At 41.1% G+C, this 25414-nt stretch carries 21 protein-coding genes; 18 read left to right on the top strand and 3 right to left on the bottom strand.

All coding sequences use genetic code 11. The features are described from left to right. Positions 1-220: 220 nt before the first annotated feature. The 8 genes from flgF (at position 221) to E2I05_RS14380 (ending at position 9217) form a co-directional block, all read left to right on the top strand. Positions 221-964, top strand: coding sequence for a flagellar basal-body rod protein FlgF (flgF, locus tag E2I05_RS14415; protein WP_121851646.1), 744 nt, complete (start codon positions 221-223; stop codon positions 962-964). An 11-nt stretch (positions 965-975) separates the two neighbouring features. Further along, on the top strand, positions 976-1764 hold the full coding sequence (gene flgG / locus E2I05_RS14410) for a flagellar basal-body rod protein FlgG (protein ID WP_121851647.1): 789 nt from the start codon (positions 976-978) through the stop codon (positions 1762-1764). Positions 1765-1782: 18 nt separating this feature from the next. Beyond that, entirely contained in the window at positions 1783-2463 is a 681-nt protein-coding gene (gene flgH, locus E2I05_RS14405) for a flagellar basal body L-ring protein FlgH (RefSeq protein ID WP_121851681.1), read from the top strand. Between the two features lie 16 nt (positions 2464-2479). Continuing rightward, positions 2480-3571, top strand: a complete 1092-nt coding sequence (locus E2I05_RS14400) for a flagellar basal body P-ring protein FlgI (RefSeq protein WP_376707887.1) — start codon at positions 2480-2482, stop codon at positions 3569-3571. Positions 3572-3600: 29 nt separating this feature from the next. Further along, the gene (gene flgJ, locus E2I05_RS14395; RefSeq protein ID WP_121851649.1) at positions 3601-4614 is read left to right on the top strand and encodes a flagellar assembly peptidoglycan hydrolase FlgJ; all 1014 of its coding nucleotides are present in this window, start codon (positions 3601-3603) and stop codon (positions 4612-4614) included. A gap of 120 nt (positions 4615-4734) precedes the next feature. After that, the gene (gene flgK / locus E2I05_RS14390) at positions 4735-6390 is read left to right on the top strand and encodes a flagellar hook-associated protein FlgK (RefSeq protein WP_121851650.1); all 1656 of its coding nucleotides are present in this window, start codon (positions 4735-4737) and stop codon (positions 6388-6390) included. Positions 6391-6401: 11 nt separating this feature from the next. Then, positions 6402-7598: a flagellar hook-associated protein FlgL gene (gene flgL, locus E2I05_RS14385; RefSeq protein ID WP_121851651.1), complete on the top strand. Its 1197-nt coding sequence runs from the start codon at positions 6402-6404 to the stop codon at positions 7596-7598. 389 nt (positions 7599-7987) lie between these two features. Next, positions 7988-9217, top strand: coding sequence for a flagellin (locus E2I05_RS14380; RefSeq protein ID WP_121851652.1), 1230 nt, complete (start codon positions 7988-7990; stop codon positions 9215-9217). 255 nt (positions 9218-9472) lie between these two features. Here the strand turns inward: E2I05_RS14380 and E2I05_RS14375 are convergent, their stop codons facing one another. Next, positions 9473-9763, bottom strand: a complete 291-nt coding sequence (locus E2I05_RS14375; protein WP_121851682.1) for a GIY-YIG nuclease family protein — start codon at positions 9761-9763, stop codon at positions 9473-9475. 1287 nt (positions 9764-11050) lie between these two features. Here E2I05_RS14375 and E2I05_RS14370 point away from each other — a divergent pair. Continuing rightward, positions 11051-12274, top strand: coding sequence for a flagellin (locus E2I05_RS14370; RefSeq protein ID WP_121851653.1), 1224 nt, complete (start codon positions 11051-11053; stop codon positions 12272-12274). Positions 12275-12338: 64 nt separating this feature from the next. Here E2I05_RS14370 and E2I05_RS14365 read toward each other — a convergent pair whose 3' ends face one another. Next, positions 12339-13139 (bottom strand): cysteine hydrolase family protein, encoded by an 801-nt coding sequence (locus tag E2I05_RS14365; RefSeq protein WP_165905410.1) that lies wholly within the window; start codon positions 13137-13139, stop codon positions 12339-12341. A 246-nt stretch (positions 13140-13385) separates the two neighbouring features. Here E2I05_RS14365 and E2I05_RS14360 point away from each other — a divergent pair, with 246 nt between their 5' ends. The 8 genes from E2I05_RS14360 to E2I05_RS14325 all read left to right on the top strand — a co-directional run bounded on the left by E2I05_RS14360 (position 13386) and on the right by E2I05_RS14325 (position 22339). Next, the gene (locus E2I05_RS14360) at positions 13386-14954 is read left to right on the top strand and encodes a flagellin N-terminal helical domain-containing protein (RefSeq protein WP_121851655.1); all 1569 of its coding nucleotides are present in this window, start codon (positions 13386-13388) and stop codon (positions 14952-14954) included. Between the two features lie 147 nt (positions 14955-15101). Further along, positions 15102-15530 carry a flagellar protein FlaG gene (locus tag E2I05_RS14355; protein WP_121851656.1) on the top strand — a complete coding sequence of 143 codons (429 nt, stop codon included), beginning with the start codon at positions 15102-15104 and terminating at the stop codon, positions 15528-15530. Positions 15531-15634: 104 nt separating this feature from the next. Then, complete coding sequence (gene fliD, locus E2I05_RS14350) at positions 15635-17023, top strand: flagellar filament capping protein FliD (RefSeq protein ID WP_121851657.1); 1389 nt, start codon at positions 15635-15637, stop codon at positions 17021-17023. Between the two features lie 9 nt (positions 17024-17032). Further along, positions 17033-17374 (top strand): hypothetical protein, encoded by a 342-nt coding sequence (locus E2I05_RS14345; protein ID WP_121851658.1) that lies wholly within the window; start codon positions 17033-17035, stop codon positions 17372-17374. A 6-nt stretch (positions 17375-17380) separates the two neighbouring features. Continuing rightward, a complete protein-coding gene (gene fliS, locus E2I05_RS14340; RefSeq protein ID WP_121851659.1) occupies positions 17381-17785 on the top strand; it encodes a flagellar export chaperone FliS in 405 nt (134 codons plus the stop codon). 329 nt (positions 17786-18114) lie between these two features. Then, on the top strand, positions 18115-19548 hold the full coding sequence (locus tag E2I05_RS14335; protein ID WP_121851660.1) for a sigma-54 dependent transcriptional regulator: 1434 nt from the start codon (positions 18115-18117) through the stop codon (positions 19546-19548). Between the two features lie 310 nt (positions 19549-19858). Then, positions 19859-20929 (top strand): sensor histidine kinase, encoded by a 1071-nt coding sequence (locus E2I05_RS14330; RefSeq protein WP_279387021.1) that lies wholly within the window; start codon positions 19859-19861, stop codon positions 20927-20929. 24 nt (positions 20930-20953) lie between these two features. Beyond that, positions 20954-22339 carry a sigma-54-dependent transcriptional regulator gene (locus E2I05_RS14325; protein WP_121851661.1) on the top strand — a complete coding sequence of 462 codons (1386 nt, stop codon included), beginning with the start codon at positions 20954-20956 and terminating at the stop codon, positions 22337-22339. A 567-nt stretch (positions 22340-22906) separates the two neighbouring features. Here E2I05_RS14325 and E2I05_RS14320 read toward each other — a convergent pair. Then, positions 22907-24109 (bottom strand): HAD family hydrolase, encoded by a 1203-nt coding sequence (locus tag E2I05_RS14320; protein ID WP_121851662.1) that lies wholly within the window; start codon positions 24107-24109, stop codon positions 22907-22909. A gap of 935 nt (positions 24110-25044) precedes the next feature. On the opposite strand from E2I05_RS14320, the gene fliE reads away from it, so the two are divergent. Continuing rightward, the gene (fliE, locus tag E2I05_RS14315) at positions 25045-25383 is read left to right on the top strand and encodes a flagellar hook-basal body complex protein FliE (protein WP_121851663.1); all 339 of its coding nucleotides are present in this window, start codon (positions 25045-25047) and stop codon (positions 25381-25383) included. Positions 25384-25414 lie beyond the last annotated feature (31 nt).

Here is a 25414-nt window from a genome sequence, read left to right as displayed (position 1 = left end):
TAACCAGATGAAGTTTAATATAAAAATGTATTGTTATTTTTTGAATAATTTCATGTTTTATTTTTTGCGGCAATGTTTTTCCTCTTTGTAGTCTATGACTAATTTTATCCACTTAAAAAATCTATCCGATTAATTTCCGCTCAGTAAATACGTGCGTTCCAAAGGTTGGCATAAGAAATGCTTTAAATTCGTTCAAGTAGGATGTTTGACGGATCGACTAATGGATAAATTACTGTATATCGCCACCAGTGGTGCTAAACAAAATATGGCTGAATTGGCTGTTAGAGCCAACAATTTGGCCAATGCTAATACGGATGGTTTTAAAGCTGATATGGCGCAAGCTCGTTCGATGCAGGCGTTTGGCGAAGGTTTACCGACTCGTGTTTTTGCGATGACAGAAATTGCCACTACCAACTTCCGTGATGGCGCTTTAAATACCACAGGTCGAGATCTTGACGTTGCTATTAATGGTAACGGTTGGTTTGCCGTTCAGGGAGCTGATGGTCAAGAAGCTTATACCCGTTCTGGCAGTCTAAGTTTTGATAATACTGGATTACTTAAAAATGACCGTGGTAATCCAATCATGAGTGAAAATGGCCCAATTGTCTTACCCCTTCCTATTGAAAAAGTTGAAATATCCCAAGACGGAATAATCACAGTACGCCCACAAGGTGCGCCAGCTGACGCATTAGAACAAGTCGCAGTAATTAAACTTGTTAATCCTGATACGGCAACGTTAATGCGGGGTGAAGATGGCTTATTTCGTCAAACATCAGGCCAACCAGCACCAACCGATCCAACTGTAATGGTTGAAAGTGGTGCGATTGAAAAAAGTAATGTCAGTGCCGTTGAAGAAATGGTCGCTTTGATTGATATACAGCGTCAGTTTGAACTACAAGTCAAAATGATGAAAACCGCAGAAGAGATAGATAAAGCCTCTTCTTCATTAATGCGCGTAAGTTAGGAGAGATAGTCATGCATCCCGCATTATGGATAAGTAAAACAGGGCTAGACGCTCAACAAACCGATATTGCAGTTATCTCAAATAACGTAGCAAACGCCAGTACGGTGGGTTACAAAAAAAGTCGCGCGGTATTTGAAGATTTGCTTTATCAAACAGTGAATCAAGCAGGTGGTATTAGTGCATCGAACACTAAATTACCAAATGGTTTAAATATTGGAGCAGGTACTAAAGTTGTTGCGACACAAAAAGTGTTTAGCCAAGGCAATATGCAAACCACCGATAATTCACTGGACATGATGATCGAAGGGCCGGGCTTTTTTGAAGTCCAAACACCAGACGGAAATACGGCTTATACCCGTAGTGGTCAATTTAGTATTGACGATACAGGTCAAATCGTAACGTCAGGCTCAGGCTATGTCGTACAACCCGGTATTACTATTCCTGACGACGCATCAAGCATTACCGTTTCTTCTGAAGGTGAAGTATCGGTTAAGACAGCCGGTAATGCTGAAAACCAAGTGTTAGGTCAGTTCAATATGGCTGACTTCATTAATCCATCAGGTTTAGATCCAATGGGTCAAAACCTCTATACCGAAACAGGGGCAAGTGGCACACCAATTCAAGGTGTGGCAGGGCTTGATGGCATGGGGGCGATTCGTCAAGGCGCACTTGAAACATCAAACGTAAACGTAACGGAAGAACTGGTTAACCTAATTGAAAGTCAACGTATTTATGAAATGAACTCAAAAGTGATTTCAGCCGTAGATCAAATGTTGTCTTACGTTAACCAGAATATGTAGTAGGCAATCGCAATGAATATGAACAGGTTTAAATTACTCACTATTATTAGCATTTTGTTTCTTACTGCGTGTCAATCAACCAGTAAGAAGCCTATCGCTGATGATCCGTTTTATGCGCCTGTGTATCCAGAAGCACCGCCGACACAAGTTGTTCGAACGGGTTCTATTTTTGTTGATTCACAAGTCGCGAGCCTGTATTCGGATATTCGGGCACATAAAGTGGGTGACATCATAACCGTTATGTTAGTTGAGTCTACTCAAGCGACAAAAAGTGCCACCAATGAAATTTCTAAAGGCAGTAACTTAAACGTCGAACCAGTATTTGGTTTAGGTAAAAACGCCACCATTAAAGGTAACCCAATCGATTTACGTTACCGCGATGCTTATAACACGAATCGCGAAGCAGATGCCGATCAAAGCAACAGTTTAGATGGGCAGATTTCAGCGAACGTAATGAAAGTGTTAAGTAATGGACACTTAGTTATCCGTGGCGAAAAGTGGATTTCCATTAATAACGGTGACGAGTTTATTCGAGTCACAGGCATTGTCCGTAGCCAAGATATTCGACCAGACAACACGATTGAATCCCCAAGAATTGCCAACGCACGAATCCAATACAGTGGAACAGGCTCTTTTGCTGACTCTCAAAAAGTGGGTTGGATAAGCAAATTCTTTTTGAGCGATTGGTGGCCATTCTAGGAGTATAAAAATGAACATAAAAAAACTATTAGGTTTGGCATTAGCGTGCTGTTTATTAACACCTCAGGTTAGTGCTCAACGTATAAAAGATATAGCCAATATCCAAGGTGTGCGAAGCAACCAATTACTAGGTTATGGGCTTGTGGTGGGTTTACCGGGCACAGGTGAAAAAACTCGTTATACCGAGCAAACCTTCAAAACCATGTTAAATAACTTTGGCATTAATTTACCCAGCAACTTCCGTCCAAAAGTTAAAAACGTTGCTGTTGTAGCAGTTAGCGCACAAATGCCTGCATTTATTAAAACCGGGCAAAATATTGATATTACCGTATCGAGTTTGGGTGAAGCAAAAAGCTTACGTGGCGGCACCTTACTGCAAACTTTTTTAAAAGGTGTTGACGGAAAAATTTACGCAGTTGCACAAGGCAGTTTAGTTGTCAGTGGTTTTAGTGCTGAAGGGTTAGATGGCTCTAAAGTCATACAAAACACACCCACAGTGGGCCGTATTCCTAATGGCGCAATTATTGAGCGAGAAGTCATTTCACCATTTGCCAATGGCGACTACCTCACTTTTAACCTTCATCGAGCAGACTTTTCTTCAGCTAAGCGTATGGCCGACAGCATCAATGAATTATTAGGCCCAGGAATGGCAAAAGCGTTAGATGGAACATCTGTACGTGTTAGCGCCCCAAGAGATGCATCCCAACGAGTGTCATTTCTCGCCACCGTTGAAAACTTACAAGTCGATTTAGCGGCTGAGTCAGCCAAAGTCATTGTGAACTCACGTACTGGCACTATTGTGGTCGGTCAACAAGTCAAGCTAATGCCTGCGGCGATTACACACGGCGGCCTAACAGTCACTATTGCTGAAACTACTCAAGTCTCACAGCCAAACGCCTTTGGCCAAGGTCAAACCGCTGTCACGACCGACTCGAATATTGATGTCAGTGAAGACTTTAAACGCATGTTCTTCTTTAACCCAGGAACTACGCTAGACGAACTTGTTCGTGCCGTGAATTTAGTTGGTGCTGCACCTTCAGATGTTCTTGCCATACTTGAAGCACTTAAATTGGCAGGTGCTTTGCATGGTGAGTTGATAATTATTTAAGTTAATTCATTTAGGTTGTCGGAAAGGCTATGGAAAAGCTTGCAAACTCATCACATTTTCTAGACTTAAGCAGTATAGATAACTTGCGTGCTCAAGCCCAAAAGGATGAGAAAGGCGCAATAAAGGAAGTGGCAAAACAGTTCGAAGGCATCTTCGTACAAATGCTGATGAAAAGCATGCGCGATGCTAACGAAGCATTCAAGTCCGACAGCCCGTTTAACAGTCAGTACACTGCATTTTATGAACAAATGCGTGATCAGCAATTGTCCCAAGACATATCTGGTAAAGGGGTACTAGGACTCGCCGACTTAATGGTGCAACAGCTCTCGCCTGAAACCAGCAGCATTAAACCGGCGTCAGTTTTACGACAAGATCCGTTTTCTCCGTCAATAGACACAATTACCTCAGTCAAAAATATTACTCATGCTGTTCAAAATTCAGCCGATACAAAAAGTAACTTGGTTAAAAATGATACAAGCGCTGTGATGGGAAGTTCGATGCGTGATAAAGCCGCATTAGATCAAATTGTCAGCGGCAAGGTGTTGCCCTCTCAAGTTCACCAGCAGGCAAGCGAACGATTTGCCAATAAAGAAGAATTTATCAAACAGCTTTATCCCCATGCACAAAAAGCTGCAAACAAGCTTGGTACCACACCAGAAGTTTTAATTGCGCAGTCAGCACTCGAAACAGGTTGGGGTAAAAAAATGGTTCATCAAAGCAATGGTGAACCAAGCAATAATTTATTCAATATAAAAGCAGACAAAAGCTGGCAAGGGCAAAAAGCCAAAGTCAGCACATTGGAATTCGAACAAGGCATACCAGTAAAGCAGCAAGCTGACTTTAGAGTGTATGAAGATATGAAACAGAGCTTCGATGACTTTGTCAGCTTCATATCTAACGGTGAACGCTATAAAGATGCACTTAAAGTTGCAGCAAAGCCTGAGCAGTTTATTCAAGCCTTACAGCAAGCAGGCTATGCCACAGATCCTAAGTATGCTCAAAAGGTGATGTCTGTCATGGACTCTATTGGAGCTGGGAAGTGAAGCGATGAACACAAGAAATGTAAATAATTTTAGTGATACGGCTTCATTTGTAATGCTTACAAATAAAGTCGTTAAACAAACCGATATTCAACAAGTGAATACAGTCAGAGGGATGTGGTAATGGCTAGCGATCTACTCAATATTGCTCGAAATGGTGTGCAAACTTCTCAAGCACAATTAGCGGTAACCAGTAATAACATTGCTAATGCTAATACCGTAGGCTATCACCGTCAGGTAGCGACACAGTCGTCACTAGACTCCTTCCAAGCAGGCAACATCAGCTTTGGATCAGGCAGTTACATTTCAGATGTGAAGCGTATTTATAATGACTTTGCAGCACGAGAATTGCGCATAGGTCAAACAGGGCTAAGTGAAGCAGAGACAAAATTTAGCAAATTGTCGTCCCTTGACCAACTGTATTCCCAATCAGGTAAAGCAGTTCCTTCTGGCTTGAATGACTTTTATGCCCAGCTTAATAGCCTTGCAGACTTGCCTGATGATTTAGGAGTACGCTCAACGGTTTTAAGCTCAGCAAATAACCTTGCAAATTCAGTCAATCAAATGCAGAAAAGTTTGAATGGTGAAATGAGCCAAACGAACGATCAAATCAAAGGCATCACGGATCGTATTAATGAGCTCAGCAGTGCAATTGGTAGTATCAATCGCGAGCTCATGGAAAGCGGTGGCGATGATTCACAGTTATTGGATCGTCAAGATGCCTTAATACAAGAGCTTAGCCTGTACGCCGAAGTCAATGTCATTCCTCTTGAAACAGGCGCTAAAAGCGTTATGCTCGGCGGTTCGGTAATGTTAGTGTCCGGTGAAGTATCCATGCAAGTTGGTACCAAACAAGGTGATCCCTTCCCGCAAGAGCCTCAATTAATCGCAACATCAGGTGATCATGAAATCAAATTATCTGGTGCAAATTTAGGTGGGCAGCTAGGCGCATTATTTGAATATCGCGATGAAACCTTAGTATCCGCTCAACAAGAGCTTGGCCAATTTGCGTTGGGTGTGGCTGATGCATTTAATCAAGCGCAAGCCAATGGTTTTGATTTGAATGGTCAAGTGGGACAAAACATCTTTACAGACATTAATGATCCGCTAATTTCAGCAGGTCGAGTGGGTGCATTAAGTGATAACACTGGCAGTGCAAACTTATCCGTTGATATTTCAAATACAGGTGAGCTTACAGGCTCAACTTATCAGCTTGATTTCACTACCTCTGGCGGATACACACTGACAGACGATAAAGGAAATGAAACTACATTAACCTTAAATGCCGCTGGTGATCAGTTAACCGGAGCAGATGGTTTCAGTATTAATATTGACACTGGAACAGTAGCCGATGGTGACAGCTTTGAAATACGTCCAACGGCAGACGCAGCAGCTGGGTTTAAAGTTGAACTCACCGACCCAGAAGGCATTGCCGCAGCAGGTAGCAGCACAACAGGGGCAGGCGACAACACCAACGCCCTTGAAATGGCAACGCTGAGCGAAGCCCAAACCATGAATGGTGGCAAGTCATCATTTATCGACGTGTATGAAGGGACTAAGCTCGAAATTGGTAGCCAAACCAAAGGCGCAGAAACTCGATTAGCCAGTGCAACATCCGTTTTTCAACAAGCTGAATCACGGGTGCAAAGTGAATCGGGCGTGAACCTTGATGAAGAAGCCGCCAATCTACTTCGTTTTCAACAGTCATATCAAGCGTCAGCGCGGATCATGACTACATCTCAGCAAATTTTTGACACTCTGCTTAGTGCAGTGAACTAGAGGTTGTCGTCATGAGAGTATCTACAGCACAATTTCATCAACAAAGCATTAACAGTGTATTGCGTCAGCAGTCAGCTACCGCGCAAACGCTTGAACAAATATCAAGCGGTAAGCGTGTCAATACTGCAGGGGATGATCCAGTAGCCTCGATAGGTATTGATAACTTAAAGCAAGAAAATACCTTAATCGACCAATACCTCAAGAATATCGATTATGCCGATAATAAACTTTCAGTAGCAGAGTCAACATTAGGTAGCGCTGAATCATTATCACGCACAATTAAAGATCAAATGCTATCGCTCACCAATGGTCGACACTCAGATGATGACATACAAGCCATCGCAACTGAAATGAAGTCAAACTTAGAAGCTTTGCAGTCATTAGCCAATACCCGTGATGAGTCAGGTAACTATATTTTTGCAGGTTTTGAAACCGAGCAACAACCTTTCGAGTTTGGTTCAGGTACACCAAGAACCATATCATATCAAGGTGATAGCGGGGTAAGAAACTCGGTTATCTCTTCAGGTGTGCTGCAAGCGACAAATATTGCCGGTGATGCCGCCTTTATGAATGGTGAAAACGCAATAGGTGATTATTCTGTCAATTATCAGGCAGGTCAAACGGGCGAATTTTCTATTAGCTCGGCAAAATTTGACGCTAGTGCGGCAAATCCAGCGGCAAATTATACCCTTGCGTTTGTTGACGATAATTCAGGTGGCGTAAATGTAAATTACACCGACTCTTCGGGTGCACCCCAAACCACTGCTTTTACTAACCCTCTTGTGATAGATGGTGTGGAGCTTAAATTCGATGGAGTCCCTGCTATCGGTGATTCTGTCGCCATTTCAGAGCAATCTCAGGTCAGTATTTTCGACACCATTGAACAAGCGATTACGCTAGCAGAAAGCGGAGAACTACAAAATCCAAACGGCCAAGCAGAAATGGCACAGATATTGGATAACATGAATCAAGGTATCAACCAGATCGGTATGGCGCGCAGTGAAGCGGGCATTGGCTTAAGCAACACTGAAAGCTATGCAATGCGGCACGAAGAGGCAAAGTTAGTGAACACCTCGGCACAGTCGAAGTTAGAAGATCTGGATTTGGCATCGGCCATCAGTGAGTTTGAAAAACAACAATTAGCACTGAATGCCGCGTCAAGCCTGTTTAGCAGAGTAAGTTCGACAACCTTGTTTGACTTTATTTAATACAAGGTGTTTGCGTTCTTGTTAACTCAGGAATTTTTAACTTATAAGAAGTCGTTAAACAGAATGTTCACTAACGCTAAAAGTGGCTGAACATAAGTTTTCGCACAATTTTGGAATATAGATTTAGTGCAATACAAGATGCAATAACGGGCGCATAGCCGTAGCTATGTAACCAAAGTAGTGCTGAAGATATTTTTAAAAATACGAGAAAATTTGTGTTCAGGTACTTAACGCAGAGCGTTGTAATTATAAATGCAAGTCTGAAGAGTAGTTAATTCAGGCGCTACAGCGATATTTATTAGAAATAATTAAATTATAAACAATTAAATTAAAAACAATAATCTTTGCCTGTCTGTTGGATTTGGCTTGATTTTTTAAGGGGAAATACTATGCCTATTAGCGTTAATACTAACGTCACTTCAATGAAGGCCCAAGGAAACTTAAACAAGTCCAACATGGGTGTTCAAATGTCAATGGAACGTCTTGCATCTGGTCTTAAAATTAACAGCGCAAAAGACGATGCTGCTGGCCTGCAAATCTCAAACCGTTTTACCAGCCAGATTAATGGACTAGATGTCGCGGTTCGTAACGCTAACGATGGTATTTCGATTGCTCAAACCGCTGAAGGCGCAATGCAAGAATCAACAAACATCTTGCAACGTATGCGTGATCTTTCTTTACAATCGGCTAACGGTTCGAACTCAGCAGAAGACCGTGGCGCATCGCAAAAAGAAATGGCAGCACTTCAAAATGAATTGACACGTATTTCAGAAACAACCTCTTTTGGTGGGCAGAAATTACTTGATGGTTCGTATGGCACACAGTCATTTCAGGTTGGTGCCGAAGCCAATGAAACTATTTCAGTAACGCTTGAAGATGTAGCTGCTGATGCATTGTCAGATGCAAGATCTGTATCTGGCGGCAAATTGAGTGCTGAAAGTGTTACTTCATTAACAACTGGAGATGGCACAGGAGATTTAACATTTAATGCTGATTTTAATGGAGATGGTAATGCAACAGATATTGAGATTACTGACACAAAAGCGACAGATGCTGGTGAATTAGTGGATGAATTGAATAAAAAGTTTGCAAGTGAAAATACTAATATCACAGCAAATGTGGAAGAGGATGGTGGAATATCATTTACAGGCACAGTTCAAAATGGAACAACTGCCACGGGTTCTGCAGCAAGCGCTATGGCAATCACAGGTACTGCAGCAGCGAACCCTGATAATGCAGCTGGTACATCAACTCCAGCTGCATTTACAGCACCAGCAAATGCAACAGTAGGTGCAAACGGCACTGCAGATATTAGCACTATTAACATTTCAACAGCAGGTGGCGCTCAATCAGCAATTTCTCAGATAGATGCAGCTATCGCTCAAATTGATGGTTCACGTGCTGATTTAGGTGCGGTACAAAATCGTATGAGTCATACTATTAATAACTTAGGTAGTATTTCAAATAACGTATCAGATGCTCGTAGCCGAGTTCAAGATGTCGATTTTGCCAAAGAAACCGCAACAATGACGAAGAACCAAATCTTGTCACAAACCTCGTCAGCAATGTTGGCACAGGCTAACCAGTTACCACAGGTAGCCTTATCGTTATTGGGCTAATAGATTTAACTTTCTCGTCACTCCAGCGAAGGCTGGAGTCTAGTGCCTTGTTTGGATGTTTCTTAGAACTAAGTCACTGGATACCTGCCTACGCAGGTATGGCGGAAGACTTAAAATTCGTCACTCCAGCGTAGGCTGGAGTCTAGTGCCTTGTTTGGATGTTTCTTAAAATAAAGTCACTGGATACCCTGCCTGCGCAGGTATGACGGAAGAATTAACATTTGTCACTCCCGCGAAGGCTGGAGCCTAGTGGCTTTATAAAATAGATTTCCATAAATCATTCCAAGATGGGTTTGTTTCTTCTATTAAATTTATCTTCCATTGCCTTTTCCACGCTTTTAATTGCTTCTCGCGAGTTATTGCAGACTCCATGTTGTCGTGTTGCTCAAAATATACTAATCGATGGACTGAATATTTTTGAGTAAACCCTTCGACGATATTGTTCTTATGCTCCCAGATCCGTTTTATAAGATTACTGGTTACTCCAATATAAAGTGTCCCATTCCTTTTTGAAGCAAGAATATAGACACAAGGCTGCTTTTCCATTTCTAGTCCTTGAAATGTGTTTAGCTTTACTTTATTGATTTTCCGGCTAAAAGTCACTGGATACCTGCCTGCGCAGGTATGACGGAAGAATTCAAATCTGTCACTCTGCAATTTCGTCACTCCAGCGAAGGCTGGAGCCTAGCGCCTCTCGATAGATGTATGAATTGATAATAAGTTACTGGATACCTGCCTGTGCAGGTATGACGGAAGAATCAAAATCTGTCACTCTGCAATTTCGTCACTCCAGCGAAGGCTGGAGCCTAGCGCCTTTCGATAGATGTATGAGTTGACAATAAGTCACTGGATACCTGCCTGCGCAGGTATGACAGAAGAATTAAAATCCGTCACTCCAGCGTAGGCTGGAGTCTAGTATCTTGCTTGGATGTTTCTTAAAACTAAGTCACTGGATACCTGCCTGCGCAGGTATGACGGAAGAGTTCAAATCCGTCACTCCAGCGAAGGCTGGAGCCTAGCGCCTCTCGATAGATGAATGGGTTGATAATAAGTTACTGGGTACCTGCCTGCGCAGGTATGACAGAAGTGTTCAAATTCGTCACTCCAGCGAAGGCTGGAGCCTAGCGCCTTTCGATAGATGTATGAGTTGATAATAAGTCACTGGATACCTGCCTGCGCAGGTATGACGGAAGAATTAAAATCCGTCACTCCAGCGTACGCTGGAGTCTAGCGCCTACTCCAGCGAAGGCTGGAGCCTAGTGCCTTTTGATAGATGTATGAATTGATAATAAGCCACTGGATACCTGCCTGCGCAGGTATGACGGAAGGCTTAAAATTCGTCACTCCAGCGTAGGCTGGAGTCTAGCGCCTTGTTTGGATGTTTCTTAAAACTAAGCCACTGGATACCTGCCTACGCAGGTATGACGGAAGAATTAAAGTCCGTCACTCCAGCGTAGGCTGGAGTCTAGTATCTTGCTTGGATGTTTCTTAAAACTAAGTCACTGGATACCTGCCTACGCAGGTATGACGGAAGAATTAAAGTCCGTCACTCCAGCGTAGGTATGACGGAAGGCTTAAAATTCGTCACTCCAGCGTAGGCTGGAGTCTAGTGCCTTGTTTGGATGTTTCTTAAAATAAAGTCACTGGATACCTGCCTGCGCAGGTATGACGGAAGTGCATATAGTCTACTTTTCACATATGTCAAAAAAAAAGTTAAAAATTATCTAAAGTTAATGTTGGGAGAGCCGTTAATGAAAATGTAACCAATAACAATATTCTGACTGAAGCGCGCTGCGGGTTTGATCAGTCAGGCTAATAACGAGGACAGTAATTATGCCTATTTCAGTCAATACCAACGTAACGTCAATGAAAGCCCAAGGTAACTTGAACAAGTCAAACATGGGTGTACAACAATCAATGGAACGCCTTGCTTCTGGTCTTAAAATCAACAGCGCTAAAGATGATGCTGCTGGTCTACAAATATCAAACCGATTTACTTCTCAGATTAATGGTCTAGATGTCGCAACTCGTAACGCGAACGACGGCATCTCAATCGCACAAACCGCTGAAGGTGCGATGCAAGAATCGACAAATATCTTGCAACGTATGCGTGATCTGTCTTTACAAGCGGCTAACGGCTCGAATTCAGCAGAAGATCGTGCAGCTTCACAAAAAGAAATTGGTGCTTTACAAAATGAGTTAACACGTATTTCAGAAACCACGTCGTTCGGTGGTCAAAAGCTGCTTAATGGTTCTTATGGGACACAGTCAATACAAGTTGGTTCGGAAGCTAATGAAACTATTTCAGTCTCTTTGAGTGATATAGGTGCTGATAAATTAGGGGAAAGCCGTGCAGTCACGGGTGCAAGCATTTCAAAAGACGGAATTACGGCATTAACTGCAGGTGCTGATGATGATGGAACTGTAACGATTAAAGCAGATTTTAATGGTGATGATACCGCTACAGATCTTGATGTAAATATTGAGGATGCGGAAGGTGCAAGCGGTGTTGCTGAAGCAATTAATAGAGCAGCGTCAGATGCCGGACTTAATATCACAGCGTCTATTGTGGTCGCGAGTAATGGAGACGAATCGATTGCAATAAGTGGTACTGTTGCTAACAATACAGGAGGTGCTCCAGTAAATACGTTAGAAGTTTCTGGTACTGCAGCAGGTGGTGCAGGTACTGTTGCATTTGACAACGGCGCGGATGCTGCAGACGGAACAGTTGCTGGTAATAGTTCTGCAAATGTTGATAAAATTGATATTTCGACTGCTGCAGGCGCGCAGAACGCAATATCAACTATCGATGCCGCTATCGCTCAAATCGATGGTCAACGTGCTGATTTAGGTGCGACTCAAAACCGTTTAGGTCATACCATCAACAACTTGGGTAACATTTCGAACAACGTATCTGATGCACGTAGCCGTGTTCAAGATGTTGACTTTGCCAAAGAAACAGCGCAAATGACTAAGCAGCAAATTCTGTCGCAAACATCTTCTGCGATGTTGGCACAGGCTAACCAGTTACCGCAGGTTGCTTTGTCACTACTTTAATTTTTACCGCTAAAGCGGAACTAAATGAAGTAAATCACAAGTAATACATGATATTAAAGGCCAGTCATTTGACTGGCTTTTTTGTGCGTTGCTTAATATGAGGTTGCGGCCTGATGTGGTCGGTAATATCATCAAACTTATACAATAAAGGGTGTTCAAGTTCATCAAACAGTTTAGTGTGTGAAAAAATCAGACGGCTTTGTGTGTAAACCGGAATACCATATTGAACCGCCCCATATTCTTTATCATGCCAAAGCATACATTTAAAGTCATCGCTTGTGCCAAGTATTGAGGCTTTAATACAGCATTCGCCAATTGAGCCTGCAACAATAAGGGCGTCAGGTTTTACTCTAGTTAATTCGCGGTGAAACTTGGGTACAGAGAAAATAGAAAATGTTTCTTTTATCAGTCTTGGTTGATTTTTGGGGAGGAGAGCCTTGAGTTCAGATGGTATATCCTCAAACACACAAATATTATTGCTGTATTCAAATGCGAATATGGGAATTGATTTTGATTTGCAAAATTGAATTAATTGAGTGGTTCTTAATATTTGAGAGTCTCTAACATCAACAATACACAATGCAAACCTCACATTTTGTTCAATTGCTTTTTCTATTTGAAAATAAAATTCTGAATTAACATTAGGTTTGTAAATTTTGCAATTAAGTGTGACAGCATTAAGACCCCTTGGAATAAGAGTTTGATTAAAAATAATTTCACCAGGTAAGTCTTGAAATTTTACTTCATTTACCGTTTCTATGTCTTTTGAGTCACGTCTAAAGTATTCGCTTTCCTCTGTAGTAAGGTCGCTTACATTAGGTTCAAAACTATTAGTTGAGGATATATTCGTCGCTGATGCCGCCATATTTATCATTCAAGGTTAGTGATATTTATCATAATTAAATCATCAAGATATTAGATTTTCAGTTAAAGATATTTAATTTAAAAAATCAAACATGAACAAAAGTTAATCAAAAAACACATAAAGTTGTTCAGTTTTTGTCCGTTACCCTACTTGTAAGTAAAAGTTTGTAACTAAAAAATCCGCCTGACTCTATGTGAACTCAATCAGCAATAGACAGGTGTAACTCAGGGATAAGAGGACAACACTATGCCTATTACAGTCAACACAAACGTGACATCAATGCGCGCTCAAGGAAATACCAACCGCGCAAACAATATGGTCGCACAATCAATGCAGCGTTTATCGTCAGGTTTACGCATTAACTCAGCTAAAGATGATGCTGCTGGTCTGGCAATCTCAAACCGCCTAACATCGCAAATGCGCGGTTTAGATGTTGCTCAGCGAAATGCAAACGATGGTATATCAATTGCTCAAACCGCAGAAGGTGCGATGCAAGAATCAACTAATATTTTGCAACGAATGCGCGACCTGTCTTTACAATCTGCAAATGGTTCAAATTCAAATTCAGATCGAGTTAACATGCAAAAAGAGATTGCTGCTTTGCAAAGTGAGTTAACTCGTATTTCAGATACAACAAGATTTGGTGACATAAAGTTATTGGATGGTAATTTTGGTTCTAGATCATTTCAAGTTGGAGCAAATGCAAACGAGACTATTGGAATTAGCCTGCAGAATATTGCGTCTAATGCGATTGGACGTAGTGTATTAGGCGTCACAGGTAATGCTACTCAAACTATTTCAGGTAATAGCGCAAGCACTACTTTGACCTTAGGAACAGATGATACAACTATTACTATTGGTGCAATAGGAGCTAGTGGTTCTTTAGATGCGTCAGGTTTAGCAGACGCCATCAATTCAGTTGATGGTATTAGTGGTGTTGCAGTTACAGGTGGTGTAGTAACTCCTGCTTCTAATACAGTTAATCCAGCTACTAATACTTTAAATCTTTCTGGATTAACATCATCACTGGTTGGCAATGAAACTCTTGATTTAGTCATTGGAACTGGGTTATCACAAGTGACTGTTAATTTAAATGCTGGTAATACAGATACTATAGCTAACTTAGAATCAGCTATTTCAACAGCTATAGCTGGTGTAGCTGGTAATCCTTATTCATCAGCAGTAAGTGGTACAAGCATTGATATAACATCAACAGACACGGCAACTGCGTTTACTGTCGTAGCAAATAACTATGTGGATGAAACTAATGGTTCTCCTAACGGTACGTTAGATTTAGGTTTAACTATTGGCGGGACTGCAATTGGTGGAGCAACGACTACAGGAACAGGTAATTCAACAATAGTTGCAAGCACAACTAATACCACACCTGCTTCACGTACAGATTTTAGTGTTGATTTTACTAATGCAAAAGTTGATGAAGGTACTACAGCATTGGAGTTGGATAACAGCGCTGTAACTTTGGCTACCACAGCTTCGTTACTTGGAGTAAATACTATTGATATCGGCACTGATACTGGCGCTCAAAACGCGCTTGAAATCATCGATGCTGCAATAAAAAGCATTGATGAAAATCGTGCCGACCTCGGTGCAATCCAAAATCGCCTTGGTCACACCATCAGTAACTTAGGAAACATTCAGAATAACGTTGCAGATTCTCGTAGCCGAATTCTTGACGTCGACTTTGCTAAGGAAACTGCAAACATGACTAAGCAGCAAATCTTACTGCAAACCTCTACGGCGATGTTATCGCAAGCGAATCAAATCCCACAGATTGCCTTATCGTTGCTTCAGTAAAGTAAAGAGTGAGATTGATGAATGAAAAACTTCTCTTAATTTCTAAAGTTAAGAGGAGTTTTTCCGATATACAAAGATAGGTGGAAGTATAAGTTTCACAAATGCTGGAAGCGCTAAGTTAAGGATAGCTTTCAGGGAGTAAACATTATGGACATAAATACATATACAGCTGGTACGGATGTTGCTTCAGCTAGCAACCAAAGTAATGTAGTGCCAAATAATCAGTCAGGCAGTGGTCAGTCTAATGCTGTGAGCGGCAATTTATCTCAACAAGCACCGATTGATGTGTTGTTGAATGAGTCGAACGGAGTGGCTGAGCTACAAAAAATCTTCGAGTCGGCAAAAGAGGCTGATGTTGATGCACTAACGGCCGCGGCGGAAGAATTGACTGAAATGATGTCAGTGTCGCGCAAAAGCATTCAGTTTCAAGTGCATGAAGAAAGTGGCAAAACAGTTGTAAGTGTGATGGATACCGAGTCGGGTGAAATTATCCGCCAAATACCGTCAGAAGAAGCGATTGAACTCGCAGAGAGATTTGCTGAAATGTCAGGTTTATTGCTAAAGACTGAAGTATAGAATTACTAGATTGCAGTTAAGCGGCAATAGTTTTCCTATTCGCGACAAAATTGGTTGCGCTAGGGTACTGAGTGAAAAGCGGTGATATAAAGTAGGAGTAGTAAATGATTTCTAACCAAGGGTTAGGTTCTGGTCTCGATATTTCGGGCATTGTAACGGCCTTAGTTGGTGCTGAAAGAGGCCCTAAAGATGCACAGTTAAACGCTGAACAAGGGCGGCTTACTACTGAAATTTCCGCTATTGGCTCACTCAAAAGCGCGATGAAAACCTTTGAGGATTCAATGGAATCCCTCGGCAAATCGTCGACTTTTTTAGGTAATAAAACCACCTTATCAAATAGCGACTACCTCAGTGCAACCTCCGAAGATGATGCCGTTGCCGGTAGTTATAATGTCGAAGTTGTTGAACTTGCTCGTAGCCAAAAACTTGGCAGCCAAGGCTTCAATGATGTTACGACTCCTGTTGGTGAAGGTAGCTTAAACTTTGCAATTGGTGGTGAGGATTTCGATGTAGCTGTAGCGGCCGATGCTTCACTTCAAGACATTATGCGTGCGATTAATAGCTCTGATGATAATATCGGGATTACCGCGACGATAGTTAATAACGTAAGTACTGATCCTACCGATCCCAATGCACCGACAGTTTCAAGATTAGTATTAACGTCAGATGATACTGGTGTTGTTAACGATATTACTGTCGATGCGACTGATGTATCAGGTACGGCATTGACAGATGCTTTTGAAAATATGGAAGTGCTGCAAGCGTCACGAAATGCAACGTTAAATATTGATGGTTTATCAATAAGCTCGGCTTCAAATGAAGTGGAGAACGCGATTCAAGGTGTCACACTTAATTTAAAAGATGCAGATGTCGATGAGTCAACAACGATTACCATTGCACCGAATACGGGTGCGGCTAAAACTCAAATAGAGTCATTTGTTGAAGCATACAACGAGTTAATGACTACGATTGATAATTTATCGGGTTATGACGCTGACACCCAAAGAGCTGGCGCATTACAAGGTGACTCTTTAGTTCGTTCAGTGGAATCTCAGCTTCGAAACACGCTTTCATCAGGCTTTGGCACTGAAGATGGCGAAATGCGTTTAAGTGAGTTTGGTATTTCATCCGATCGCTATGGCATGTTAGAGATTGATTCAGACAGGCTCGATGACGCACTGGAAAATAATTTAAATGGAATGTCTGAGTTTTTTACTGCGGAAGATACAGGATTCGCTGCTACGCTTACTAATAGAGTTGAAGTGTATTCCGAGACTGGCGGCTTACTTGATAGTCGAGATGAAAGCTTAGATCGTCAAGTCGATCGAATCGGTGATAGCCGCGAAGCTTTGGATCGCAAAATGGTGTCTTTACAAGCCCGCTTGACTCAGCAATACAACGCAATGGATTTGTTAGTGGGGAGTTTAAGCCAGCAGTCTGCTGACTTAACTAATAGGTTAAACTCTTTACCTGGACTTGTACCTCAGTCGTAGGGATATAAAATGAATATTTCAGAAAGCACGTCATCAGTTAATGAAATAAATGCCAAAATTAAAAAATACATTGCTAACTTATCACGTGTTCGCGATAAAGATTTTAATCGCAGTGAAGAGTTGGCGTCATCTTTGCTTGAATTGGTAGACCAACGTCAAAAAGCGCTCGAATTAATTATGAGCAAGAACGATTCGGTAAACGAAGCGTTTTTGAAAGAGCAAAAGGCGTTATCTACTGACTTTATTGAAGAACTCACACAGCACCGACAGTTTTATGCTGAGTCGATTGCAAATATGAATGTGGGTTCAAGTAAAGTTGATGTGTATAAATCAGTTAATAAAAATAGGTAGGTATTTATGAGGGGTTCGTTACAGTCTTATCGTAAAGTATCATTGGACACTCAGCTCGCTGACGCTTCACCACACAAAATCACTCAAATGTTACTTGCAGGTGCGCTTGAAAGAGTGGCGCAATCAAAATATGCTATTGAACATAACAACACTGCAGCCAAAGGTGAATTGATTGGCAAAGCAATTGGTATTATTCAAGGTTTAAGAAACTGTTTAGTAATGGATGACGATTCAGAGGTCGGAACCAACTTGAGCAACTTGTATGAATTTATGTTGGCGAGTTTAACCAGAGCCAATGTAGAAAATAATGCAGCCATACTTGATGACGTTTCTGAAGTATTAAGAACCATCAAAGAAGGTTGGGATGCAATCCCTCACGACATGCACCACATTACTGCTCACGCGAGCTGAACAGCTAAAATAGTAAATACTAATAATAAAAAATAACAATAATGGCTGCTCGATTTCACTAGAAAACAGGCGCAAAATAGGCGCCTGTTTTTTATTGATTGCCATATTTTTGACGATTCCCTCTGCAGTTGTTGTATTTTTGAGCTATAAACAGTTGAGAACAACATTATAGTTACATGGGACTTGCTTCTGGCTTGCTGATAATACAATATTCCACGTGGTAAACAGTGTTCACCTTTGAGTAACATTGAATTAGCTGAAATTGATACTGTGGTTAACAATAATAGCTTGCTGGAATCAATCGACTTTACGCATTTATGGCCTTTTGAATGATGCAAATTGATCAACGAATTTTACTTGTTGGAACAGAATTAGAGCGATTTAATCGCTTGGCTTGTATTTTAGAATTTCTTGGTGAACAAGTTGACTTTGTTTCTATTGATGAACTAGCTAACTTAACCCAAGGGCATCGCTTTAGAGCAATTGTCGTCGAGCAAAGCTCTGCAATGATTGAATCTCTAAAATCAACAATAAGCCAGTTGCCTTGGCAGCCTTTTATCGCTTTATCTGCCGATGAAAATATCGACGCGAGTAACATCGTCGGTTTTATTTCTGATCCTGTTACTTATCCTCAGTTAACTGAGTTCCTACACTTTTGCCAAGTTTTCGGACAGGCAAAACGAACAGAAGTACCGACAAGCGTAAACCAAACCAAACTCTTCCGTAGCCTTGTGGGGCGCAGTGAAGGAATCAATCAAGTTAGACATATGATTAGTCAGGTTGCTGGCTCTGATGCAACGGTATTAATCCTAGGGCAATCAGGTACGGGTAAAGAAGTGGTTGCTCGTAATATTCATTATCTTTCTGAGCGACGCACAGGGCCTTTCATTCCTGTAAACTGTGGTGCTATTCCGCCTGAATTACTTGAAAGTGAGCTATTTGGTCATGAAAAGGGCTCTTTTACAGGTGCAATTACGGCTCGTAAAGGGCGCTTTGAACTGGCTGAAGGCGGCACACTCTTTTTAGATGAAATTGGCGATATGCCACTGCAAATGCAGGTTAAATTGCTTCGTGTATTGCAAGAGCGTGTTTTTGAGCGGGTAGGTGGTTCTAAAACCCTTAAAACAGACGTTAGAGTGGTCGCAGCTACGCATAGAAACTTGGAAGAAATGATTAACGATAATACTTTCCGCGAAGACTTATATTATCGCTTGAATGTATTCCCGATTGAAATGCCATCACTGCAAGAGCGTCAAGAAGACATTCCACTATTACTTCAAGAGCTTGTTGCGCGTGTGTTCAATGAAGGGCGTGGGAAAGTTCGCTTTACTCAGCGTGCTATAGATTCATTAAAAGAACATAGTTGGGCTGGTAATGTTCGTGAGTTATCGAACTTAGTTGAGCGTTTAACGATTTTACTTCCTGGCGGCTTAGTGGACGTAAATGACTTGCCTTTAAAGTATCGACATATTGATGTTCCTGAGTATCAAGTTGAAGTGAGTGAGGAACAAGCTGAGCGTGATGCACTTGCAGCAATATTTAACGACGATGAGCCAGTAGAAATACCCGAAAGTCGATTTCCAAGCGAGCTTCCTCCTGAAGGTGTTAACTTAAAAGATTTATTGGCTGAACTCGAAATTGATATGATCCGTCAAGCTTTAGATCATCAAGATAGTGTTGTTGCACGAGCCGCAGAAATGCTTGGTATTCGCCGTACTACGCTGGTTGAAAAAATGCGAAAGTACGGGCTTTCAAAAGAATAATTGTTTTTATCTATTCTATTCAGTTCAAGCTATTAGCTTTGATTACTTCAGGTTTAATTCCTCGCCCACAGGGGCGAACTGAGGGATCTAGCGATTTAGAAAATACCAATCTTTGTCATACCAACTAAGGCTGGTATCCAGTGACTTTTATAGAAAAAGCAAAGGCACTAGACTACCGACATACAACACTGTTGTTACTTGGTTTCCGGCCTGCGCTAGAGTGACAATACCTTGCTTCTCTGGGGTGTTTTACTTTGGCATCATAACTGCATAACTCCGTCATAGGTAATTTTTTGACGGAGTGAGTAAGTTGTCTAATGTTCAGGCTGTCACGCCAATTAATAAACACGCACAAGACGTTGCACACCCAAGTAAAGCCAATTTATTTAAGGGTGAAGTTGATAACATGTCTAGCCGTGTCGAGCATATTTTACAGGCCATGCCTTCAGGGATTGTGATACTGGATGGTAATGGTATGGTGACTCAGGCCAACCCCGTTGCATTAGAACTCTTGGGTGAACCACTCGAAGGGCAAAAGTGGCTAACCATCATTAATCGTGCTTTTTCTCCGCAAAAAGATGACGGGCATGAAGTATCTCTCAGAAATGGTCGTCGAGTTAAGCTTGCTATCACGCCACTATCGCCAGAACCCGGTCAGCTTATTGTCTTGACCGATCTTACTGAAACTCGGCAACTTCAACAGAACCTATCTCATTTACAACGTTTATCTTCGCTCGGAAAAATGGTGGCAAAATTGGCTCACCAAGTTCGTACGCCGCTCTCAGCAGCGATGCTTTATGCATCAAATCTTAAAAATCCAAAGTTGCCAGAAGCCAGTAAAGCTAAGTTTCAAGATAAACTCATCAATCGATTAAATCAGTTGGAACATCAAGTTAATGACATGTTGTTAATGGCAAGAGGGCGCCAAAATCAACAAGGTGAACCAGTAAGTTTCGAGCAAGTGCTAGAACAAGTTTCAGCTGATTGTGAGCCGATTGCAGAAAAGAAAAATTGTACATTACGGTTTATCAATGAATCATCAGCTCAGTTAATGGCCAATGAAAATGCGTTAAGTTCAGCAATTAACAATTTAGTGATGAACAGTCTTGAAGCAGGCGCAAAAAATGTCACCGTTAAATCTTGTGAAAGACAGTCCCAATTGTTTTTAGAAGTGATTGACGATGGTAAAGGTCTTGAGTCAGGCACAGAAAAACGAATATTAGAACCGTTTTATACAACAAAGGCGCAAGGCACGGGTTTAGGGCTTGCTGTTGTTCAGTCAGTTGTTAGAAACCACAACGGCAACATTAATTTAAAGTGTGAACTTGGCAAAGGTTGCCATTTTATCCTTAGCTTTCCTGCATTGTCTGCTGCAGCCTAAGCAAAAAATCATCCAGAGGTACTTATGACAGAAGCTAGAATATTACTTGTCGAAGATGATGAATCACTTCGTGAAGCATTAGTTGATACTCTTTTATTAGCACAATTTGATTGTGTGGATGTTGGAAGTGCTGAGGATGCCATTCTTGAATTAAAATCTGCAGTTACCAAAAAAGTGGCTTTTGACATGGTGATCAGCGATGTCCAAATGGAAGGCATTGGTGGGCTTGGGTTATTAAATTACATGCAAGCCAACCATGCAAAAATTCCGATGTTAATGATGACAGCATTTGCCACAATTAATGACGCTGTCAGGGCAATAAAACTCGGTGCGGTGGATTATTTAGCTAAACCATTTGCAACAGAAGTATTGATAAACCAAGTCAGTCGATACTTACCGAGTAAAACAGATTTTAATGCGCCAATCGTCGAAGATGAGAAAAGCTTGCAGTTACTATCCTTAGCGGAGCGTGTGGCTCAATCTGACGCATCAGTCATGATAATGGGACCTAGTGGTTCAGGTAAGGAAGTGCTTGCTCGCTATGTGCATCAACACAGCCATCGTAATGATGCGGCTTTTATTGCAATTAACTGCGCCGCCATTCCAGAAAACATGTTAGAAGCGACCTTATTTGGCTATGAAAAGGGTGCTTTTACAGGCGCACATCAGGCATGTCCTGGCAAGTTTGAACAGGCTCAAGGCGGTACACTTTTACTTGACGAAATATCAGAAATGGAACTCGGTTTACAAGCTAAGTTATTGAGGGTTTTACAAGAGCGTGAAGTGGAACGCTTAGGAAGCCGAAAAACCATTAAGCTTGATGTACGCGTACTTGCGACTTCAAATCGTGATTTAAAAGCAATGGCAGAGTCAGGCAACTTTCGGGAAGATTTATATTATCGTATTAATGTGTTTCCTTTAACTTGGCCTGCGTTAAGTCAGCGACCTGCCGATATTCTGCCGTTAGCGAGACACTTAATCGAGCGGCACAGTCAAAGACAAGGTTTTGTGGAAACGCCAACACTTGATGATGCAGCAACTAGAAAGTTATTAATGCATCGCTGGCCGGGAAATGTTCGTGAACTTGACAATGTCATGCAGCGAGCGGTGATTTTACTGCAAGGTAAACAAATTAGCGCAAACGACATTATCATTGATGCTACTGAAATCTCTAGGGTGACATCGGCGGATGTATCGACAAACAGTGGTTCGGAACAAGTCGTTAATGCACCCCAGCAAGAAGGTCTCGGTGGTGAGCTACAAGCCCAAGAGCATTTGATTATATTAGAAACATTAAATCAATGTGACGGTAGCCGAAAAATGGTTGCGGAAAAACTGGGTATTAGTGCGAGAACGCTTAGATATAAAATGGCTAAAATGAGAGATGCTGGGATAGAAATCCCAGCATAGTGAATGCAATCCTTAAGGTCTGTTGATCTTTCAGGGTTAAATTTTGTGCTATTTGAGCATTTTTCTGTTCAACCTAGAAACATCAGTTGACTGCGTTCTCAAGCATAGAAAAAATGGCTGATAGTAAGGCGTAGCTTGCAGCAAGTAGTTATTCTACTTGCAAAAGTTACAACGCAGATATCAGTCATTTTAGCAAGCTTGTGAGCGTAGAGCACTTCACTCATTGGGTGAAAGCCATGATGATAAAGTCATCTTATTGACTCAAACAGTTACTCATATACTCAGCGTTCAACTAATGTTTTTAGGTTCAAGGCGTGAGTAGTGATGCTTAGCCATCTAAGTGAGCGGGTCACAAGACAGAACAGTGAATGCTCAAAAGCATCGAAAAAAGAGAGAGCGTAAATTGGTCGCTTTTTCTAAATAAAAGGTGCTGCGTTATCGTTTTCTTATTTGGAAACGAAGTAACGACAGTTTTGTATGTCGATAATAACCAAACCTCACAAACTCTGCCTTGCGTAAAATAACCAATTTATCGCTGCAAAAACAATCACGAAAGATCAACAGACCCTAGTATATTGCCGAGTCATATTGATCTTTTTGAGCTTTAACATCTCGACTATAATCTGATTTTGTGTAGTTCCAATTTAGATAGTAATCTAATGATTTTCCTACCATTCTATCATCGTAGCAGTGAGTGATTGCCGCTGCACGATGTTGCATTAGGCAAGCACCGCTATATTGGACTGAAACAAACGTTGGAACTTTAAGTTTTTGGCTCGATTTACGAACTGAATCTAAATGTTGTTTCTCGTCATCGACAATGCAAATTTGTTTGGGTTTAAGGCCGTGCTTTTGACACAAGTTTTCGAGTCTCAAACCTTTGTTTGTTGCTTTTTCAGTTTGAGTACGGGCTAGAACCTCATCTTTAGTATCAATAAAGTCAAAAAGTTTCTTTTCTAATCCTATTGCTTGCAATTTTCGATTCATACTAGATTCAAGCGAATTGGTCATTAAAACAATTTTACCACCATCAGGTAATTTGGCTCTAAGTTCAGCCAAATACATCGGTATATTTGGGATAGTGGTTGTTTTGTGGGTAGCAACTAATGCATCTTCTAGCGTTAATTTTGATTTAGTTTGATATTCCGCTTTTACATCGTCACTAATTAATGTGTCGTCTAAATCAAAAATTATGACTGTGTCGGGTATAGGTTGTATGAATTGCTTAATACTTTCTAGTTTTGTAACGTTCTCATAACTGCTATAACTTTCGTGATTAGTCGCTTTTGGTGTGGCAAGTATAGGCGTAACATCTTGCGACGAAATGCTGGCTTGAGCTGAAGCTTGTTTTGTTTCGCTTGGGTGGCTTTTATCTTCACCTTTTTGTGTAATAACCCACTCACTATCTGCAAAACTACTTAAGTCAGATTTTTTTCCTTCATTTATTTTAGAAAGAAAGGCACTGATTATGCTGGCATTATAACTCTGATTAAGGAGTAGCTTTTCTAGTGTTTGAGCCGCTTTCGTCATGATTGATGAGTCTTCAACAAACTTCCCATTTTTCAAAGTTAAGTTAAAGGTTGTTTCAACAGCATGATTTTGCTCTGAGTTAGAGTATTGTTGGCGCATTATGGTGACTTTTAAAGGCTCACCTTGAGAAACAGCATCACTAATTCTTTTAGCGGTAGACTCACTGCCTTCTGAAATGTCAATATCACCGTTTTCAAAGTTGTAAGTTACTAGAGCTAAAAAATTGTTATTTACAGCCATATTGTTCACCTTAATGTTTAATCTCTTTGGGTTTAGTTCCCCGCCCTTTGGGGCGAACTAATCAGTGAGATCTGTGATTTGCCATACCAGCGTAGGCTGGTACCCAGAGACTTTTTCTAAACAAGAAAAAGGCGCTACACTACCGACATACAAACTGTCGTTACTTGGTTTCCAGCCTTCGCGGGGGCTTTCATTTGCTTAGGTTAATTTTATAAGATAATTGTTTTTTTATAATTTCCTTAAAGTTAAATCTTAATGATGATTTGTTCATGATTTGATCTATGCTCGTTATTCATAAGACTAGGGTCTGTTGACCTTTCAGGATTAAATTTTGTGCTATTTGAGCATTTATCCTAAATAAATCGGTTGAACGCACAATTTAGCTTTAATCTATTGAAGTTAAATACAAAACTAAACAACCCTAATTCACCAATCAGGTGAGTGCTGAACATTCATATACTTGCCAAAATCACCGCTAGCTGCGTTATAAATTTTGCAAGTAGAACCACTACTTGCTGCTATTCATGACTTGCTATCAGTAATTTTTTCTGCGTATATGAACGCTCCCAACCGATTTATTTAGGTTTATCTGTTCAAGGTGTGAGCAGTGATGCTTAGCCATCTAAGTGAGCTGGTCACAACACAGAGCAGTGAATGCTCAAAAGCATCGAAAAAAGAGAGGGCGTATATTGGTCGCTCTTTCTAAATCAAAGGTGCTGCGTTATCATTTTCTTATTTGGAAACGAAGTAACGACAGTTTTGTATGTCGATAATAACCAAACCTCACAAACTCTACCTTGCATAAAATAACCAATTTATCGCTGCAAAAACAGTCACGAAAGATCAACAGATCCTAATGATTGTTTTTTTGGCACACTTAATGCTTAGTTTGTTGACAGTGGTTATCGTCAAAAATAAGTCGCAGGGAGACGAGTATGCAAATCAATGCTAATGAGTTATTGCAAGAAATGCAGTCCATCAAGGGAGAGATTACTCCGTCCGCTAATCTACAAAGTGCAGGATTAATTCGTGAAGTAAATAACACTTCAGGGAGTGACTTTAGTGAGTTATTGTCGATGGCAATGGGAAATATCAATCAGCTACAATCTAACTCTGCCAATTTAGCAACACGTTTGGAAATGGGTGATACCAGTGTCACACTTTCTGATACTGTGATTGCAAGAGAAAAAGCGAGTGTTGCTTTTGAAGCCACAGTCCAAGTGAGAAATAAACTGGTCGATGCGTACAAAGAAATAATGAATATGACGGTTTAATCCGTAAGTTAAATTGGCGAACAGGTAGTTA

Origin of the sequence: Parashewanella spongiae (genome assembly GCF_004358345.1) — a bacterium.
Taxonomy (GTDB): Bacteria; Pseudomonadota; Gammaproteobacteria; order Enterobacterales; family Shewanellaceae; genus Parashewanella; species Parashewanella spongiae.
The sequence above is the reverse complement of the archived record's forward strand: the minus strand, read 5'-3'. Positions and strand labels throughout refer to the sequence as shown.

Excerpts from the sequence above, each read along its gene's own strand:
- E2I05_RS14335 (WP_121851660.1), top strand. The coding sequence starts at position 18,115 with ATGATGCAAATTGATCAACGAATTTTACTTGTTGGAACAGAATTAGAG.
- fliE (WP_121851663.1), top strand. The coding sequence starts at position 25,045 with ATGCAAATCAATGCTAATGAGTTATTGCAAGAAATGCAGTCCATCAAG.
- flgH (WP_121851681.1), top strand. The coding sequence starts at position 1,783 with ATGAACAGGTTTAAATTACTCACTATTATTAGCATTTTGTTTCTTACT.
- E2I05_RS14325 (WP_121851661.1), top strand. The coding sequence starts at position 20,954 with ATGACAGAAGCTAGAATATTACTTGTCGAAGATGATGAATCACTTCGT.
- E2I05_RS14375 (WP_121851682.1), bottom strand. The coding sequence starts at position 9,763 with ATGGAAAAGCAGCCTTGTGTCTATATTCTTGCTTCAAAAAGGAATGGG.
- flgK (WP_121851650.1), top strand. The coding sequence starts at position 4,735 with ATGGCTAGCGATCTACTCAATATTGCTCGAAATGGTGTGCAAACTTCT.
- flgG (WP_121851647.1), top strand. The coding sequence starts at position 976 with ATGCATCCCGCATTATGGATAAGTAAAACAGGGCTAGACGCTCAACAA.
- fliS (WP_121851659.1), top strand. The coding sequence starts at position 17,381 with ATGAGGGGTTCGTTACAGTCTTATCGTAAAGTATCATTGGACACTCAG.
- fliD (WP_121851657.1), top strand. The coding sequence starts at position 15,635 with ATGATTTCTAACCAAGGGTTAGGTTCTGGTCTCGATATTTCGGGCATT.
- E2I05_RS14345 (WP_121851658.1), top strand. The coding sequence starts at position 17,033 with ATGAATATTTCAGAAAGCACGTCATCAGTTAATGAAATAAATGCCAAA.
- E2I05_RS14355 (WP_121851656.1), top strand. The coding sequence starts at position 15,102 with ATGGACATAAATACATATACAGCTGGTACGGATGTTGCTTCAGCTAGC.
- flgF (WP_121851646.1), top strand. The coding sequence starts at position 221 with ATGGATAAATTACTGTATATCGCCACCAGTGGTGCTAAACAAAATATG.
- E2I05_RS14365 (WP_165905410.1), bottom strand. The coding sequence starts at position 13,139 with ATGGCGGCATCAGCGACGAATATATCCTCAACTAATAGTTTTGAACCT.
- flgL (WP_121851651.1), top strand. The coding sequence starts at position 6,402 with ATGAGAGTATCTACAGCACAATTTCATCAACAAAGCATTAACAGTGTA.
- flgJ (WP_121851649.1), top strand. The coding sequence starts at position 3,601 with ATGGAAAAGCTTGCAAACTCATCACATTTTCTAGACTTAAGCAGTATA.
- E2I05_RS14370 (WP_121851653.1), top strand. The coding sequence starts at position 11,051 with ATGCCTATTTCAGTCAATACCAACGTAACGTCAATGAAAGCCCAAGGT.
- E2I05_RS14320 (WP_121851662.1), bottom strand. The coding sequence starts at position 24,109 with ATGGCTGTAAATAACAATTTTTTAGCTCTAGTAACTTACAACTTTGAA.
- E2I05_RS14360 (WP_121851655.1), top strand. The coding sequence starts at position 13,386 with ATGCCTATTACAGTCAACACAAACGTGACATCAATGCGCGCTCAAGGA.
- E2I05_RS14380 (WP_121851652.1), top strand. The coding sequence starts at position 7,988 with ATGCCTATTAGCGTTAATACTAACGTCACTTCAATGAAGGCCCAAGGA.